We start from the raw sequence: 17,157 nt of genomic DNA on the forward strand, positions 1-17,157 counted from the left end.
TGCTCAGACCTCAGCCAAGTCGCCCTTTTCCTGCAGCCAGGCGCGCCGATCTGCAGCGCGCTTTTTGGCCAACAGCATATCCATCAAGGTGGCGCTGTCATCGCCAGGCTCAACCGTCAATTGCACCAAGCGACGGGTATCCGGGTGAATCGTGGTCTCCCTCAACTGCGCCGGATTCATCTCGCCTAGGCCCTTGAAGCGCTGCACGCTGACCTTGCCCTTGAGCTTTTCGGCAGCGATACGATCCAACACCCCGCGCCGCTCGGCGTCGTCGAGCGCATAGAAGACCTGTTTGCCAACGTCGATTCGGAACAGCGGCGGCATCGCAACATACACATGACCAGCAGCGACCAGCTGCGGAAAATGCTTCAGGAAGAGCGCGCAGAGCAGCGTCGCGATGTGCGCACCGTCAGAGTCAGCATCGGCCAGGATGCAGATCTTGCCGAAGCGCAAGCGCGAGAGATCCTCGCTACCTGGGTCGACACCGATAGCAACGGCGATATCGTGTACCTCTTGCGAGCCCAAGACCTCGGCCGGGTCGACCTCCCAGGTATTCAGGATCTTGCCACGTAACGGCATGATGGCTTGGAACTCACGGTCGCGTGCCTGCTTCGCGGAGCCGCCGGCAGAATCGCCCTCGACCAGGAACAGCTCGGTTCGCGCGGGATCGGTGGCCGTGCAATCGGCGAGCTTGCCTGGCAATGCTGGCCCCTGGGTGACACGCTTGCGGGTCACGGTGCGCCCGGCACGCAAGCGCGCTTGCGCCGCGCCAATCGCGATCTCGGCGATGCGCTCGCCGTCGCCGACATGCTCGTTCAGCCAGAGGCTAAATGCATCCTTGACCACGCCGGAGACAAAGGCAGCGCACTCGCGCGATGACAATCGCTCCTTGGTCTGGCCCGAGAACTGGGGGTCAGCCAGCTTCACCGAGAGAATCCAGCTCGCGCGTGCCCAGACGTCCTCGGGTGCGAGCTTGACCCCGCGCGGCAACAGGCTGCGAAACTCGCAGAATTCGCGCACCGCCTCCGTGAGTCCGCTGCGAAAGCCGTTCACATGCGTCCCGCCCTGCACAGTAGGGATCAGATTCACATAGCTCTCGGTCACCGGCTCGCCAACCTCCGGCAGCCAGGTGATGGCCCAGCTTGCAGCCTCCGTCTGCCCTTCGAGGTTGCCGACGAAGGGCACGTCAGGCACCCGCTCCGCCTCGCCCAGCGCCTCGCTCAAATAGTCGCGCAGGCCGTCGGCATAACACCAGCGTTGCTCTTCACCGGTATTCTCGTCACGAAAGCGGACATCGAGACCGGGACAGAGCACGGCCTTCGCACGGAGCAAATGGGTCAACTGCCGCACCGAGACCTTCGGTGAGTCGAAGTAGCGCTCGTCGGGCCAAAACCGCAGCCGAGTCCCACTGTTGCCGCGCCCAACCGTGCCGATCTCGATCAGGTCTTCCGCCTTGTCGCCGCCGGCAAAGGCCATACGATATTCCTTGCCGTTGCGCTTGACCCAGACCTCGAGACGCTTCGACAACGCGTTGACAACCGAGACGCCCACTCCGTGCAGACCGCCGGAGAAGCGATAGCTGCCGGCCGAGAACTTACCGCCGGCATGCAGCGTGCCCAGGATCACCTCGACCCCTGGCAGGCCCTGCTCGGGATGGATATCGACCGGCATGCCGCGACCGTCATCGCTGACCTCGATCGAGCCGTCCTGATATAAGATCACGTCGATCCGCGTCGCCTTGCCGACCAGCGCTTCATCGACACTGTTGTCGATGACCTCTTGCGCCAGATGGTTCGGACGGGTGGTGTCGGTATACATGCCCGGGCGCTTGCGCACCGGGTCGAGGCCGCTGAGAACCTCAATCGCTGAGGCGTCGTAGTTGCCGCTCATGGCGGGGCAGGATACTCCTTCGTTGTTGACTCGTTGTTGACTGTGTCGTTGACTGCGTTGACCGGTCAAAGCGCTCTACGGTACCGTAGATCGAAAGATGGGTTCAAACGCACGATGAACGAAGACAAGATTCAAGACCCCAAGCAGTTCGAGGCCTCGTTGCAGGCGTTAGAGACCATCGTCGATCAGCTCGAACGCGGTGATCTGACCTTAGAGGCCTCGCTCGCGGCGTTCGAGCAAGGCATTCGTCTCAGCCGCGGCTGTCAGCAGGCGCTCGAGACCGCCGAGCAGCGCATTCGCATCCTCAGCGAGGCGTCGGTTGAGGCCGAGCCCGAACCCTTCAGCGGCACCGCAGACCAAGCGCAGAGCGATTAGGCGCGCTGAGCACGTCGAACAACCATGACGGCTTGGCGCTCATCTCGCTCTCATCACAGCGCGTTTCCATCGCCGACGTTTCCATCGTCGAAGATCAAGCGATTGCTTCAGGGTGGTAACCTCAGCGCGCGTCTGAGATCGTGCTCGACTCGATCAGCAGAACACCCCAGCTCAACCCCTTACCTCTATTGACCGCTATTCGGCCCATGCAAGACGCGCTTCGTCTCCAGACCTTCCTCAAAGATTGCCAAGCCCGCGTAGAACGGACCCTTGATCGCGGCTTGCCGGCCGCTGAACAGCCGCCAAAACGGTTGCATCAGGCGATGCGCTACGCGGTCCTCAGCGAAGGCAAACGGGTGCGCCCGACCTTGGCTTACGCTGGCGCTCAGGCTCTGGGTCTCGCCGCCGAGCGGGTCGATGCCGGCGCTGCTGCTGTCGAGCTGATCCACGCCTATTCGCTGATCCACGACGATCTGCCGGCGATGGACGATGACGATCTGCGGCGCGGACGGCCAAGCTGTCATAAGGCCTTCGATGAGGCCACCGCCATCCTAGCCGGCGATGCGCTGCAGACACTCGCATTCGGCCTGCTCGCGGAAGACAAGAATGGGGATACCAGCGACAGCGCACGGGTGCAGATGATCGCCGCACTGGCACGAGCCGCGGGATCGATCGGCATGGCCGGCGGACAGGCGCTCGATCTCGAGTCAGAAGGCAGCGAGCTCGATCTGGTGATGTTGGAGAACATCCACATCCACAAGACCGGGGCGCTGATCCGCGCCAGCGTGCAGATGGCCGTCCTCGCCTGTCCGGACCTCGAGCCAGAACAGGCAAACGCGCTTGATCACTACGCCAAATGCATCGGCCTCGCCTTCCAGATCCAAGACGACCTGCTCGATGTTGAAGGCGACACCGACGTCATCGGCAAGCAAAGTGGTGCCGATGCCGCGCATGAAAAGGCCACCTATCCGTCGCTGATGGGGATTGGGCCAGCGCACGAAGCAGCCAATGATCTGGTTACCGACGCGCTCGAGAGTATCAGCCGCTTTGACGAGGGCGCCGATCCCTTACGCTGGATTGCGCGTTACATCGTCAATCGTGATCGCTGAGCAGCATCCTGCCGCTCCGGCTACTTTGCTAGGTCTTACTCCGCCGCCGCCGCCCGCGCCTGCTCCAGCCAGCTGTCGTAGGTCGCCTGATTGGCTTTGATCCAAGCCTCGGCGTGGCGCTTGATCTCCTGTTCGCTGTCCTCGCCATCACGCATGCGCAGGTTCTGCGCACTGATATCGTTGCTCGAGACCTCCATCACCGCAAACAGCTTGGCCGCGGCCGGATTCGCCTCTGCCCACTCCTTGTTAGCGATGATGCGCTGTACATTGGCCTGGAAGCCGTAGTTCGAGCCGTCGGCCAGGGCGGTATCCACGTCCTCACGCTCACCCGGCAGCGAGCTGAACGGCACCTGCAGCCAGGTCACGTCGTCGCCCGGCACCAACACACCGCTGACCCAGTAAGGGGTCCAAGTGTAGTAAAGCACCGGCTCGCCTTGCTCATAGCGGGTGATGGTGTCGGCCATCACCGCCGAGTAGCTGCCCTGATTGTGCTCGACGGTGTCGCGCAGGTCATAGGCGTCGAGATGATGCTCGATCACCTTCTCGCAGCCCCAGCCAGGGTTACAGCCGGCCAGATCCGCTTTGCCGTCGCCATCGGCGTCGAAGAGCTTGGCGATCTCCGGGTCCTTGAGCTGTTCGATGTTGGTGATCTCGTAGGCCTCGGCGGTCTCCTTATCGATCAGGTAGCCCTGCAGCGAGCCGCTCGAATAGGTCCCCTCGCGGACGATCTTGTCATCGCCACCGGCCTCCTCGAAGAAATCAATGTGCAGTGGGTCCCAGTGTGCGGCCATGAAGGTGGCATCGCCATTGGCGAGCGCGACATGTCCGGCCGCGTATTCGATCTCTTTGATGTCATCGACCTCATAGCCCAGGTCTTCCAGGGCCTGCATGACCAGCAGGGTTTGGAAGGTCTCCTCGGCGATTGAACTCTTGATCGGCAGCACCTCGACGCCTTCGCCGGGTTGTTCAGCAGCCACTGTGGCGCTGACGGCAAAGGCCAGCGACGAGGCCATCAGGGTGGGTAATGCATGGGTGTGCAGGATCGAGCTAGGCATCGTCAACAGTCTCCGTTCAGGGTAAAAGATCCAGGCCCGATGCCAACGGGCCAGGAGAGCGAAATGCGATAAAGGTCAGCGAATTCATGTCAGCAACAGCCAAGCCCTCTCAGCGCCAGCGACGGCGGTGCAAGCAAAAGCGCCAGCATGTCAACATCAGGCCTTGGCGTTGTATTATCAGGCGCCAGCGCTAGCCTCTGCCTCAGCCGGTGTACGGCGCCGAAACAGGCGATAGAACAGCCCCACCGGCCCCGACTCGTACCAATGCCGGGTCGGCTTATCGCGACTGGCCTGGCCAAAGGCCTGAGTCATGCGGTCGAGGATGATCGCCAACAGCACGATGCCGACGCCGCCAATGGTGGCCAGGCCCATGTCGAGCCGGCCGATGCCACGCAGCACCATCTGGCCAAGCCCGCCGACCGCGATCATCGAGGCGATGACCACCATCGATAGGGCCAGCATCAAAGTCTGGTTGACGCCGGCCATGATGGTCGGCATCGCCAACGGCAGCTGGACCTTGAACAGTAGTTGTTTCTTCGAGGCGCCGAACGAGCGCGCGGCCTCGACCAGATCCGCGGGCACCTGACGAATGCCTAAGTTGGTCAGCCGAATCAGCGGCGGCAGCGCGAAGATGATGGTGACCACCACGCCCGGCACGTTGCCGATGCCAAACAGCATCACCACCGGCACCAGATAGACGAAGGCCGGAGTGGTTTGCATCGCATCCAGCACCGGCCGAATCAGGGACGCGGCGCGGTCGCTGCGTGCCAGCCAGATCCCAGTCGGCAGCCCAATGACGATGCAGAACACCACCGAGGTCAGCACCAGCGCCAAGGTCACCATGGCCTCGGACCAGGCGCCGATCAGCCCAACCAGGGCTAGGGAGATCACCGCGCCGAGCCCGAGCCGCTTACCACCGGCCTGCCAGGCGAGCAGGCCAAAGATCAGGATCATCAGCAGATCCGGCACCGCCAACAGGGTCGATTCGATGCCAGTCAAGGTGCCATCGATCGGCCATCGGATGGCTTGAAAGACGGCACGGAAGTTTTCGACCAGCCAATCCAAACCTTGATCGACCCAATCGCCGAGCGGGATCACCGCATCTTGGAACGGGTGCATCCAATCGATCGCCGTCAGCTCAATCGGATCACCGCCGGCGAGCCAGTCGCCCGAGGTCGCGGTAACGCCGTCCTCGCCGAGGGTGCCGCCACCGCCCCAGGGATTCGCGGCCGGCGCTGGTTCGGCGGGTTCTGCCGCCCAGGGATTCGTCTCTGCAGCCATGGGTCAATCCTCCCGATCCAGGGTTTCGAGTAGGCTCGCCTTGGTGATCACGCCTTGGTAGCGTTGCTCGCGATCGACCACCGGAACCCCGCAAGGACTCTCGGCGACGGTCCTCAGAAGATCGCTGACCGCCGTATCGGCCGGCAGGGTTGGAACGCCGTCGAGGAAGGCTTGGCTGATCCGATGCGGCTCCTGCCGATGCAGCAGTTTCTGCAGCGAGGACAGCGAGACGACGCCATGGAACTGCTGCCGACGGTCGACGACATAGCCGAACTCACGATCATGGTCGCGCAGACGCTCGATGGCCGCTCGAATGCCCTCTTCCAAGCGCTCGAACACCGTCACCTGGGTCTTGCGCGCGATATCGCCCGCTTTCAGCACGGTGCTGACATCGACCCCGCGGAAGAACGAGCGCACATACTCATCGGCCGGGTTGCGCAGGATCTCGTCAGGCGTCCCGACCTGCACCACCCGCCCGCCTTCCATGATCGCGATCCGATCCCCGATGCGCATCGCCTCGTCGAGGTCGTGCGAGATAAACACCACGGTACGGCTACTATCGGCCTGCAGCTTCAGCAGCTCGTCCTGCATCTCACTGCGGATCAAGGGGTCAAGCGCCGAGAAGGCCTCGTCCATCAGCATCACCGAGGGATCATTCGCCAGTGCGCGCGCCAGCCCGACGCGCTGCTGCATGCCGCCAGAGAGTTCATCCGGGTAGCTCTCGGCCCAGGCCTTGAGACCCACCTGGTCCAGCGCGGCGAGGGCGCGTTCCTCGCGCTCGGCCCGCCCCACCCCAGCCAGATCAAGCCCGAAGGCGGCGTTAGCGCCCACCGTCAGATGCGGCATCAGCGCGAATGACTGGAAGACCATGCTCATGTCACGGCGACGGAGATCGAGGAGTTCGGCCGGGCTCATCGCCGCAATATCGCGACCATCGACCAGCACCTTGCCCGCGCTCGGCTCGATCAGCCGATTCAGCAGCCGCACCATGGTCGACTTGCCCGAGCCGGAGAGGCCCATGACGACGAAGATCTCGCCCTCGTAGATGGAAAAACCGGCGTCACAGACGCCAACGGTCTGGCCCGTCTGCTCGAAGATGGCGTTTTTATCGACACCCTCGCGCAACAGTCGCAGGGCCTCGTCTGGATGATCGCCGAACACCTTGTACAGATGCTCGACGATGACTTTCTCTTGCATGATGCTTGTCGCAGACGCCCGCTAAGGCCCATGCGCTCCGCGTTTGGGAGAGACTGAGGCCAGTCGCGGCCAGCGATTGGCGCTGGCGCGTCCGGCCTCAGCTGGCTAGCAGCTGTGGCCAGCCGAGGCGGCTAGAAGTAGTAGCCGAAGTTGATGTTGAACCGGTAGTTCCAGTGGTCGTTGCCGTTGGCGCCAAAGTCTCCGACACCGCCGGTGGGTGAGAACAGGTTGGTATAGCCCTCGGGCGTTCCAGCCTCGGTTTCATTACCGACGAAATAGTTACCGTCGGAGAACGCGAGGTCGGTGTAGATGTACCAGCCGCCGCGCGCCCAGGCGGCACCCAGGGTGACCAGCTGACTGTCGTTGAAGTTGTTATCTTCCTTGATGATGCTGCTGTATTCGACGTAAGGCCGAACGGAGTCGAGCCAAGGAATGCGGTTGGTCTCGTAGAGATAGCTGAGCGAGATGGCTGGCAGCCAGGCATCGGAAGCGACGGGCCAAGCAAACTCGTACGCACCCATCGGGAACAGCTCATCGGTACTGAGCGCGTTATCGGAATCGATATCGTACTTGTAGCGCGTCAGCTGGGTCGCAAGCAGCCAGTTGTTCCAGCTGTTGGTCATGTGGACCGAGGCCGCCCAGTGGTGCCCGTCATCGGTGCGTCGGCCTTTCAGCTGACCATACTGCAGTGACACACCCAGGTCGGTATCGACCGCGGTGTCGTTAAAACTGTAGATCGCTCGAACATTGAACTGGTTGCGTTCCTCGTAGCCGTTCGGCAGGACACCGTAAGTCACATCGCCATTCGGCGCGACGGCGTTATCCCAGACCACGGCATCGTAGCCGTAGCGCGCGCTGTCCTGGCTGGTCCCGTTGCCGTTCCACTCGCTGCGCGCGTAGTAGGCAAAGTCAAGGCTCCAGTTGCCGATATCGGTGATGTACTTGATACCGAGATCCATGTCGTCGGAGAGCCCGACATAGTAGTGCTGATCGAAGAACCAGCTCTGCGAGACACCATAGGGGCCAGGGCCAAAGGGCACGCGGTTGACACCAACCTGGAGCTGGCTGCCATCATCGAAATCCCAGCCCAGCCAGCCGGTGTGGAGGAAGTTGTAACCGTCGTACCAGCGGTACTCGAGCTTACCGACCAGCTGCTCGTACTTCAGATCCATGTTGATGCGGAAGGTATCGAGCGCAAAGTTGCCGCCATTGCCGCCGCGCGATGGACCGTTGCCGCCACCGGGATAACTGCCGAGGATGTAATTCGCGCGGATCGCCCCACCGATGGTGACGGGGCCGACAGTGATCTTATCGGCTTGCGGTGAACCGGCCTTGGCCAGCTCGGCCTCTGCAACCTCAGCCTTCTTGGTCGCGGACAGCGTCTCGGCCTTGGCCGCTGCAAGCTCGGCCTCGGCCTGATCCAGCTGGCGCTGGAGTTCGAGGACGCGACGCTCGAGGGCGGCGGGGTCTGTTGCTGCGGTCGCAAGCTGGGGCGCGCCGGCCAGGCTCGCAAGACTCAGGGCGAGGAGCGTTCGAGCGCGTCGGTGCGCCGGTCGCTGACAGTTGGAAGAGGCGCTAAGCGCCCGCGGTTCGTAATTGTTCATGATGTCCTGCGTGGGTTTCTTGGCTTGAAAGATGCCATTGACTCAACGTCGTTGGCCTTAGGACCAACCGGCGGCCCATCCAAGCGACATGTCGTGCATCTGCAACAAGGAGCGCAGTTTATATCGTAGGCAACATATTTTCCAGACCAACAGGCATCAAGACCCAAGCCTGTGAGTTCAATAGGCTCGCAACACCGCCCCGATCAAACTGCTTGAATGATAGGGAATCGATGAAACACTTGCCTAGTTATCAGGGGCTCGAGGTCGAGGATGACTCGGGGGCGATAGGTTGCGCCAAGGCCAGGCCGATGACAAATACTTCGCCTACGAAGGTTTTAGGGTCGACCGAGTTTGCAGTACTATGAAGGCGTTTAACGCTCACACAGCGGTGCATGCGGCCCTGATCCCGAGACCGAACCACCGACAGCTGCGCTCAACCCTGGCAGCAGGGGCGCACCGCTGACCGCATCAAGCCCGAGGGCAACGCCTATGCAAGACGTAACCGATCGCTCATCAGACCAGCCGGGCTGGCTTCGGCTCGACGTTCATCCCTGGGTGTTCTTCACCTCCGCCGGTATCATCCTGCTCTTCGTCGCGCTGACGATCTTCTTCGAGAACCGCGTCGATAACCTCTTCAACCTGGTTCAGGGCGCCGTCTCCAAGTACGCCGGCTGGTTCTTCGTCGGCACCATGAACATCATCCTGATCTACGTGATCGCGCTGCTGCTCGGGCGCTACGGCGATATCAGGCTCGGCGGCGAGGGTGCAAAGCCGGAGTTCTCGACCATCGGCTGGTTCTCGATGTTGTTCAGCGCGGGCATGGGCATCGGCTTGCTCTTCTACGGTGTCGCCGAGCCGATGTTCCACTATGTCGCTTCCCCACTCGCCGAGCCCGGTACCCCAGAGGCGGCGCGCGTGGCGATGGATTTCACCTTCCTGCATTGGGGACTGCATCCCTGGGCGATCTATGCCTTGGTGGGCCTATCGCTGGGCTTCTTTGCCTTCAACAAGGGCCTGCCGCTGTCGATCCGCTCGGTCTTCTATCCGCTTCTGGGCGAGCGCATCTATGGGCCCATTGGCAACGTCATCGATATCATGGCGACCGTTGCCACCATGTTTGGCGTCGCCACCTCGCTCGGACTTGGGGTGCAGCAGGTCAACGCCGGCCTCAGCCATCTGGTCGACTTCATCCCGCAGAACACGCTGGTGCAACTGCTGTTGATCACCGGCATCACGGCCATCGCAACCTGGTCGGTGGTGCGCGGCCTGGACTCCGGCATCAAGGTGCTGAGTCAGCTCAATGTCGTCGTCGCCGCGGTGCTGATGTTCTTCGTCATCATCGTTGGCCCGACCCTGTTCATCCTGAATGCCTTCATCGAGAACATCGGCATCTACGTCCAGCACTTCCCGTCGCTCAGTACCTGGAACGAGACCTACGACGATACCGACTGGCAGAATGGCTGGACCGTCTTCTACTGGGGCTGGTGGATCGCCTGGTCGCCCTTCGTTGGCATGTTCATTGCGCGGGTCTCTTACGGCCGCACCATCCGCGAGTTCATCAAAGGGGTCTTGCTGATTCCAACCCTGGTCACCTTCCTCTGGGTGACGACCTTCGGCAACACCGCGCTGCACATCGAGATGTTCGGCGTCGGCGGTCTGGCCAAGGCGGTGCAGGAGAACATCCCCGTCTCGCTCTTCGTGATGCTCGAGAGCCTGCCGCTGAGCGCCATCGCCTCGGTGGTGGCGATCACCGTCATCATCACCTTCTTCGTCACCTCCTCAGACTCCGGTTCCTTGGTCATCGACATCATCACCGCCGGCGGCAATACCGAGCCACCGGTGATCCAGCGCGTATTCTGGGCGGTGATGGAAGGCGCGGTGGCAGCCGCCTTGCTCCTCGGCGGCGGACTCGTGGCGCTGCAGACGGCGGCAATATCAACCGGCCTGCCCTTCGCGATCATCCTGCTTGGCATGTGCTGGTCGCTGCACATGGGATTGGTGCACTACAAGACCGGACAGGGCTTTGAGCTCAGCCTGGACGACTACCAGGGGCCAGAGTTCCGCACCCAGGCGACGCGCAAGATGCCGACCTTTGGCCGCCGACAGTTCTGGGTACCCGCACGACTGCAGCGCGGCACCGGCGCTGCCGTGCGCCCGCGTCCCAGTGTTGGGCTTGGCGTCGAGTCAGGTGCTGGGGCTGCTGTTGCAAGCAGTGCGGCAATCCCGGGCGGTTCGACGAGCTTCGAGCTCAGCCCGCAAGCCGTGCCTGCCGATGCCGCTGGCGACACGGCAGCCAGTAAGCAAAAGCCGACCGGCGGGGAGGTCTGATGAGCAGCAAGCAGCAATACCGGCCGCACGCCCAAGCGCTAGGCCCAAGTCAAGTCCCATGCCCGAGTCAATCCCTATACCTGAGGTTGATGCCGGGGCTGCTAGCCGCACTCTGTCTCCTGCTCGCGACGGGCGTCAGCGCCAGCGACAACACCAACAGCAGCAAACCGCTGCGCATCGCCTATGTCGATTGGTCGTCATCGGTCGCCAGCGCCAATGTCGTCTGTGCGGTCCTGACCGAGCATCTCGAGCAGCCTTGCGAGCTGATCGAGACCAGCGCCGACGCGATGTGGCGCATGGTGGCCGAGGGCGAGGCCGATGTGCTGCTCTCGGCCTGGCTGCCCGACACCCATGCCGACTATTTCGCCCAGTATCGCGACCAGCTCGAGGATCTTGGTCCCAATCTGGATGGGACCAAGACCGGCTTGGTCATCCCAGCGACCGGGATTGGACGCCAGACCGACCAGCGCGGCGCCCAGACCCAGCCGAGCCTCCAAATCCAAAGCATCGAGCAACTGGCCGGACAGCGCCAGGCGCTCGGCGGTCGCATCATCGGCATCGATCCGGAAGCGGGCATCATGAGCGCGACCGAAACCGCGATCTCGACCTATGAGCTGAGCGGATTTCGACTGATCGCCGGCAGCGAAGCGCGGATGACAGAGGTGCTCGCGAATGCGATCGCCCGCAACCAACCGGTAGTGGTGACCGGTTGGATTCCGCACTGGATGTTCGGACGTTGGTCGTTGCGCTTCCTCGATGACCCCGAGGGCGTCTATGGCGGCACCGGCAGCATCCATACCATGACTCGAATCGGCCTGAGCGACGACCGCCCGCAAGCCGCTGGCATGCTCGATCGCTTTGCCTGGGATGCACAGGCGATGGAGCAATTGCTGGTCTGGATTCACCAGGACCAAGGCCAAGATCCCTATGCCCAAGCCCTGCGCTGGCTGCGAGCCAACCCGCAACGGGTGCAGGCGTGGCTGGGTGACGCACAACCATCGGAGAACCCCTGATGCTCCAAGGAATCAGCCAAAAATTTCGCGGCGGCTGCCTGATGCTGGCCAGAGACAACGCTGGCGCGCTCGACTTTCTCGGCACGGCGTTCGTCGTCCATCCGCAAGGCTATCTGCTCACCGCCGCTCATCTCGTCGCCGAGACCGAAGGGCTGCGGGTGGTCCCGACCTCCAGCGGCGGCGAATTCCAGCCGATGAGCTTCGATCGTGTCGCGGCCATGGCCGTGTCGGTGGCGCGCCGCGATACCGCCCACGATGTCGCCTTGCTGAAGATCGACCAAGCGCTCGAGATCAGCGTGCCCGATGATTTCCTCGGCAGCGGTGAGAACGTCTTGCCCGGCGCCTCGCTGATGAGTCTCGGCTACGCCTTCGGCCACGAGCAGATCCATACCACGCTGACCGTCGGCGGCTTCGCTGCGGCCAAGATCCGCTCGGCCAACGATACCCAGCTGATCCTGTTCGACAGCATGGTCCACAACGGCGATATCGGTGGCCCCTTGATCCATGTCACCGATGGCCACGTGGTCGGTATCATCAGCGGGCGCTTCGAGCCCGCCGAGGTCCTGAGTGGCAGCTCGAATTGGGAGCGACGCTCAACCCCCGGCACCAACATCTCATTTGCCGTCGATATCGACTATGGCACCGCCTTGATGCGCTCCGAGGGGCTGTTCGAGCACGAATGACCTCGGCTCGACGCTTGCCGCAGCGGCTCGATGCTTGCAGCGAAACGCGCTAGACCTCATCGTAAGCGGTATTTCGCGAGGTCTGAGTCGTTTGCGCTGCCTCGCCCCGTTTCACCCGAGGAGCAGTCTCTGTGGACTCCGCGCTGACCCCCAACCCATCCCTTGAAACCCCCGATCGTCGTCAAGATCAGCGCCCTGGTCACCGCCAGGGTCAACCAAACTCACCGCGCACGACGGGCCTGATCGCGCCATCATCGGCGGAGATCGCCGACGTCCAGTCGAATCCGGACAGTCGTCAGATCGCGATCAACAAGGTTGGCATCAAGGACATCCGCCACCCAGTGCGGATCAAAGACCGCAGTGGCGCCGAGCAGCACACGGTCGCGACCTTCAACATGTACGTGTTCTTACCGCATCACTTCAAGGGCACGCACATGTCGCGCTTCGTCGCCATCCTCAATGGCCACGAGCGCGAGATCGGCGTCGGCACCTTCAAGGAAATGCTCACCGAGATGGCCGAACGGCTCGAATCCGAGGCCGGTCATATCGAGATGCGCTTTCCCTTCTTCATCAACAAGCGCGCGCCGGTGACCGGGGTCGAGAGTCTGCTCGATTATGAAGTGACCCTGATCGGCGAGGTCCGTCACGGTAAGCCAGAGTTGTCGATCAAGGTCGTGGTCCCGGTCACCAGCCTCTGCCCCTGCTCGAAAGAGATCTCCCGCTACGGGGCGCACAACCAGCGTTCGCATGTCACCGTCGAGGCGAAGACGCGCGGGTTTTTGTGGATCGAGGAATTGATCGAACTCGTCGAGGCCGAAGCCAGCGCCCAACTCTACGGCCTACTCAAGCGGCCCGATGAGAAATACGTCACCGAGCATGCCTACGACAATCCCAAGTTCGTCGAGGATACCGTACGCGATGTTGCACGCCGGCTGAATGCCGAGGAGCGCATCGCAGCCTATGTGGTCGAGGCGGAGAACTTCGAGTCGATCCATAACCATTCGGCCTATGCGATGGTGGAGCGCGACAAGGAAGCCTAGGCCGCGGGCATGACCGCGTATAGCGCGGCGAGTGGAACTGCTCGCGCCGGCTAGCCCGCTTCCTTCCTTTGCGGATGCAAGGCGCGGTGGATCAGGATAGGCAGTACTGTGCGCAATCCCAGATCGCTGGTGATACCGATCACGTGCTGCTTGTTAAAAGGCGTCCCGCTCAAGGCAGCCGCTGTGTGTCATCATGACAGCCGCGTTCGGCGAGTTGTCCGATCCGGCTCATCCATTCATTGACAAGGAGGGTTCATCATGAGCTTTCGTTTCTGGCGCCGTGTTCAGCTCTTCCCCGGCGTGAGCCTGAACCTGAGCAAATCCGGCGCCTCGCTCTCGCTGGGACCGCGCGGCGCCAAGTACACCATCGGCCCACGCGGTACCCGCGCCACCGTCGGGCTACCCGGCACCGGTCTGTTCTACACGGTGCAGAATCCCGGTCGGGCCAGTCGCGCGCCCTCATCCGCGCCTCCCGACCCCTTGCCGGTCGCGGTCGAGGACCGGCTCACGCTCGGCTTCTTCCAACGACTGACCACCCCCGCCGATGAGCAGGCCTTCGTCGCCGGACTGTGCGCCTTGCACGCTGGCGACGAAGACGAGGCTTTGGCGCAGCTCGAATCCGCCCCCGAACAGGCCGATGCCGCCTGGACCGCCGGCCTGCTGCGCCTCAAGCGCCACGACCTCGAGGCCGCGCATGCCCATCTGCACGCCGCCCTGCAACGACAGGCGACCTTGGGTCAGCTCTACGCCAAGTATCAGGTCAACGCGACGACCAGCTTTTCGGTCACCCCCGAGGTCACCGCCCACATCGGCCCGCGCGAGCGCGGCACCCGCTTGGCCCTGGCCGAGCTGCATCAGCTACGCGATCAGCATGCGCTGGCCGCCGAGCATCTACGCCTGATCCTCGCCGAGACCCCGGAGGATGTGGTGGTCAAGGCGGCGCTGGCCGAGTTGCTGCTCGATGTCGATCCAATCCCGCGCGCCCAGGCCGATCAAGTGGTGCAGCTGAGCGCCGGGCTGGAGAACGAGACCCCGGTGCATGCCGCGCTGCTGCTCTACAAGGCGCGGGCGTTGCGCGCGCTGGGGCTGCATGAGGTGGCGGTGAGCACCCTGACCCAGGCCTATCGGCGCAAGCAGGATCGGCCCGAGGCGCTGCTGCGCCAGATCCGTTATGAGCGGGCGTTGGCCTATGCGGATGTGGGACGGCGCGGGGATAGCCGGCGGGAGTTGTCGGCGATCTATGCTGAAGATCCGGGGTTTGAGGATGTGGCGGAGCGGTTGGGGGTGCGGCGGTGAGCGGTGCATGGTGTTGACCACGTTGAGGCAGCACGATGGGCCAACGCTGGAGCAGGCGATCAAGGGGTATCATGGCAAGACGATCCGGTTGCCGAGGCATCTGGAGGATCGGCCGGATCGGGAGGCATTGGAGGTGCGGTTTGGGGAGTTTTTGGGAGTCTGAGCAAAGCGCTCGCTGAAATGCGACCCCTGTGCGGCGCTAACACCGACAGTGGTGAGCGCGCGTTATACTCCCTGCAGACTTCAAGGCCGCCTTGGCCCAAGGAGACTGATCTAGGTAGTCAGCAGCGTTCCGGCGCGTTGACCCCGCATGCGGGGCTGGCTACTCTGAGCGGCATAGTCTCTCCATCGATTGCCAACCCATGCAGAATCTGACCGTGCAGCAGCGTCTGTTGATCGCCTTCGGGCTGGTCGTGGTCACCCTACTTGTCCCGATCGGAGTCGCCTACACGGGGATCGAGGCGATCGAGCAGCGCTTGGGCCAGTTGGAGGCCGATCCTGGCGCCTTGGCGCAGTCTGGCGCTGTCTCGGGCAGCCAGTCCCTCCCGGCAGACCTTTCACTGCGGGAGACCGCTCGGCGCGTTAAGCTGTTGGTGATGATGAGTACGATCATGGCGCTGGTCCTCGCCGTCCTGCTCGCGCTGATCACATCCAGAGCCCTCAGTGCTGCGTTCAAGTCCACGGCTGCTGATCCTCCGTCAACTCAGGGCGGATAACCGCGGCTGAACCAGCGTGCATCGGAACAAGAAGTTTGCAGGTCGCTGCAGCTATCCGTCTTCCGCATTCACGGACGAAGCGCAGCTGCTCGCTCTGCGTCCTGATCTGCTCAAGCGCGCGCCGCGCCGCCTGCACCTCCGCTCTGGCCTGATCCCGCTGCGCCAAGGCCAGCTGCTCCCTCACCCGCAGATCAGCCAAGCTCCGTTCGCCCTCAGCCACCGCCTCGCGTAACCACTCCTGCTCCGCGCGAGCGACCTCGAGCTCGGCCTCGGCGACACCTGAAGCGCGCGGCGAGGACGCCGACCATGGCGCCTGAGCTGGAGGTCTGGCGGGCAACTCAATCACGCGGCCTGAAGTCGACTATCTTCCAGCGGAAATTCATAAAGTCTTGACTTTTTTCCAGTCAAAAGAACAATAGTCGTCATGGAGCGACTCATCAAACCGCTGGTGCAGCGTGATCTTGCGCGCAAGATGGTGTTCCTCACCGGTCCCCGGCAGGCCGGAAAGACCACGCTGGCCCAGATGATTGCTGGCCAGTTTGCCGATGCCCAGCTGTTTAACTGGGACGTCCTCGCCGACCGTCGCGTGATGCTGGCCCACAGCTGGGTTCCCACAGCCTCCCTGCTGGTGTTCGATGAGCTGCACAAGATGAAGGACTGGCGCCCTTGGCTCAAAGGCGTGTACGACGGGCGAGTGGAAGGACAAGCGATTCTGGTCACCGGCAGCGCACGGCTCGATGCCTTTCGCCAAGCCGGGGAATCGCTGGCCGGTCGCTACTTTTCCTGGCACCTGCTCCCGGTGACCGTGCATGAGTTCGTCGCGACGACGAACACGGCGCCTGAAGAGGCGCTGAATAGGCTGCTGATCCGGGGCGGGTTCCCCGAACCGCTGTTGGCCGACGCCGATGCCGATGCACGGCGCTGGCGGCAGCTGTATCTGGACGGACTGATCCGCGACGACATCCTGGAGTTCTCCCGCATCGCTGAGGTGCAGGCGATGCGCCTGTTCGTGCAGATGCTGCGCGAGCGCGTCGGCTCGCCGGTCTCGTTGGCCTCCATGGCCCGCGATCTTCAGCTCTCCCCCACGACCCTCAGTCGCTACCTGGGCATCCTCGAGACGCTGCATATCGTCTTCATCGTGCGTCCTTTTCACCGCAACATCGCACGCGCCTTGCTGAAAGAGCCGAAGGTCTATTTCTACGACACGGGTCTGGTCAAGGGGGATGACGGCATCCGCTTTGAGAATGCCTGCGCCACCATGTTGCAGGCCGAGGTGCAACGGCGGCGCGATGCCGAGGGCCAGGAGGCGACGCTCCATTACATTCGTGACAAGGAAGGCCGGGAGATCGATTTTGTCGTTTGCGATGCCGATCAACCGACCCAACTGGTCGAGTGCAAATGGTCGGACGCCGCTGTTCCCCGGTACCTAGCGGCCACGGCAGCGCGATTTCCGCAGGCCCGCGCCACCTTGCTGGTCCGTCATCTGCGCCATCGCGAGCAACGCGGACCCGTGGCGGTCGAGCCCGCCGCACCCTGGCTCGCCGACCTTGGCGCCGGCCTCTGATGCCGC

Annotated in this window: 14 protein-coding genes; 9 read left to right on the plus strand and 5 right to left on the minus strand. The window is 62.9% G+C overall.

The annotated features are described in order from the left end of the window. Positions 1–3: 3 nt before the first annotated feature. Complete coding sequence (gene parE / locus CCR96_RS12810; RefSeq protein WP_201220499.1) at positions 4–1,890, minus strand: DNA topoisomerase IV subunit B; 1,887 nt, start codon at positions 1,888–1,890, stop codon at positions 4–6. Positions 1,891–2,004: 114 nt separating this feature from the next. Here parE and CCR96_RS12815 point away from each other — a divergent pair, with 114 nt between their 5' ends. Both CCR96_RS12815 and ispA read left to right on the plus strand, forming a co-directional pair. Beyond that, positions 2,005–2,265, plus strand: a complete 261-nt coding sequence (locus CCR96_RS12815) for an exodeoxyribonuclease VII small subunit (RefSeq protein ID WP_201220500.1) — start codon at positions 2,005–2,007, stop codon at positions 2,263–2,265. 206 nt (positions 2,266–2,471) lie between these two features. Beyond that, complete coding sequence (gene ispA, locus CCR96_RS12820) at positions 2,472–3,374, plus strand: (2E,6E)-farnesyl diphosphate synthase (RefSeq protein ID WP_201220501.1); 903 nt, start codon at positions 2,472–2,474, stop codon at positions 3,372–3,374. A gap of 35 nt (positions 3,375–3,409) precedes the next feature. On the opposite strand, the gene proX is transcribed toward ispA, so the two are convergent. The 4 genes from proX to CCR96_RS12840 form a co-directional block, all read right to left on the minus strand. Beyond that, positions 3,410–4,429 (minus strand): glycine betaine/L-proline ABC transporter substrate-binding protein ProX, encoded by a 1,020-nt coding sequence (gene proX, locus CCR96_RS12825; RefSeq protein WP_201220502.1) that lies wholly within the window; start codon positions 4,427–4,429, stop codon positions 3,410–3,412. A gap of 177 nt (positions 4,430–4,606) precedes the next feature. Next, entirely contained in the window at positions 4,607–5,710 is a 1,104-nt protein-coding gene (proW, locus tag CCR96_RS12830) for a glycine betaine/L-proline ABC transporter permease ProW (RefSeq protein WP_201220503.1), read from the minus strand. Between the two features lie 3 nt (positions 5,711–5,713). Next, a complete protein-coding gene (gene proV, locus CCR96_RS12835) occupies positions 5,714–6,907 on the minus strand; it encodes a glycine betaine/L-proline ABC transporter ATP-binding protein ProV (RefSeq protein ID WP_201220504.1) in 1,194 nt (397 codons plus the stop codon). Positions 6,908–7,038: 131 nt separating this feature from the next. Continuing rightward, positions 7,039–8,511 carry a hypothetical protein gene (locus CCR96_RS12840; RefSeq protein WP_242519010.1) on the minus strand — a complete coding sequence of 491 codons (1,473 nt, stop codon included), beginning with the start codon at positions 8,509–8,511 and terminating at the stop codon, positions 7,039–7,041. A gap of 489 nt (positions 8,512–9,000) precedes the next feature. Between CCR96_RS12840 and CCR96_RS12845 the strand changes: the two genes are divergently transcribed. The 7 genes from CCR96_RS12845 to CCR96_RS12875 all read left to right on the plus strand — a co-directional run bounded on the left by CCR96_RS12845 (position 9,001) and on the right by CCR96_RS12875 (position 17,151). Further along, positions 9,001–10,839, plus strand: coding sequence for a BCCT family transporter (locus CCR96_RS12845; RefSeq protein ID WP_201220505.1), 1,839 nt, complete (start codon positions 9,001–9,003; stop codon positions 10,837–10,839). Further along, positions 10,839–11,852: a glycine betaine ABC transporter substrate-binding protein gene (locus CCR96_RS12850; RefSeq protein WP_242519012.1), complete on the plus strand. Its 1,014-nt coding sequence runs from the start codon at positions 10,839–10,841 to the stop codon at positions 11,850–11,852. Before CCR96_RS12845 ends, CCR96_RS12850 begins: the two co-directional genes overlap by 1 nt. Next, positions 11,852–12,535, plus strand: a complete 684-nt coding sequence (locus CCR96_RS12855; RefSeq protein WP_201220506.1) for a S1 family peptidase — start codon at positions 11,852–11,854, stop codon at positions 12,533–12,535. Before CCR96_RS12850 ends, CCR96_RS12855 begins: the two co-directional genes overlap by 1 nt. A 239-nt stretch (positions 12,536–12,774) precedes the next feature. Further along, positions 12,775–13,575 carry a GTP cyclohydrolase FolE2 gene (gene folE2, locus CCR96_RS12860; RefSeq protein ID WP_201220595.1) on the plus strand — a complete coding sequence of 267 codons (801 nt, stop codon included), beginning with the start codon at positions 12,775–12,777 and terminating at the stop codon, positions 13,573–13,575. 258 nt (positions 13,576–13,833) lie between these two features. Further along, complete coding sequence (locus CCR96_RS12865) at positions 13,834–14,871, plus strand: DUF4236 domain-containing protein (protein ID WP_201220507.1); 1,038 nt, start codon at positions 13,834–13,836, stop codon at positions 14,869–14,871. 362 nt (positions 14,872–15,233) lie between these two features. Beyond that, entirely contained in the window at positions 15,234–15,587 is a 354-nt protein-coding gene (locus CCR96_RS12870) for a hypothetical protein (protein WP_201220508.1), read from the plus strand. Positions 15,588–16,011: 424 nt separating this feature from the next. Next, positions 16,012–17,151, plus strand: coding sequence for an ATP-binding protein (locus CCR96_RS12875; protein ID WP_201220509.1), 1,140 nt, complete (start codon positions 16,012–16,014; stop codon positions 17,149–17,151). Positions 17,152–17,157: the final 6 nt, after the last annotated feature.

This window comes from Halochromatium roseum (assembly GCF_016653315.1).
GTDB lineage: Bacteria > Pseudomonadota > Gammaproteobacteria > Chromatiales > Chromatiaceae > Lamprobacter > Lamprobacter roseus.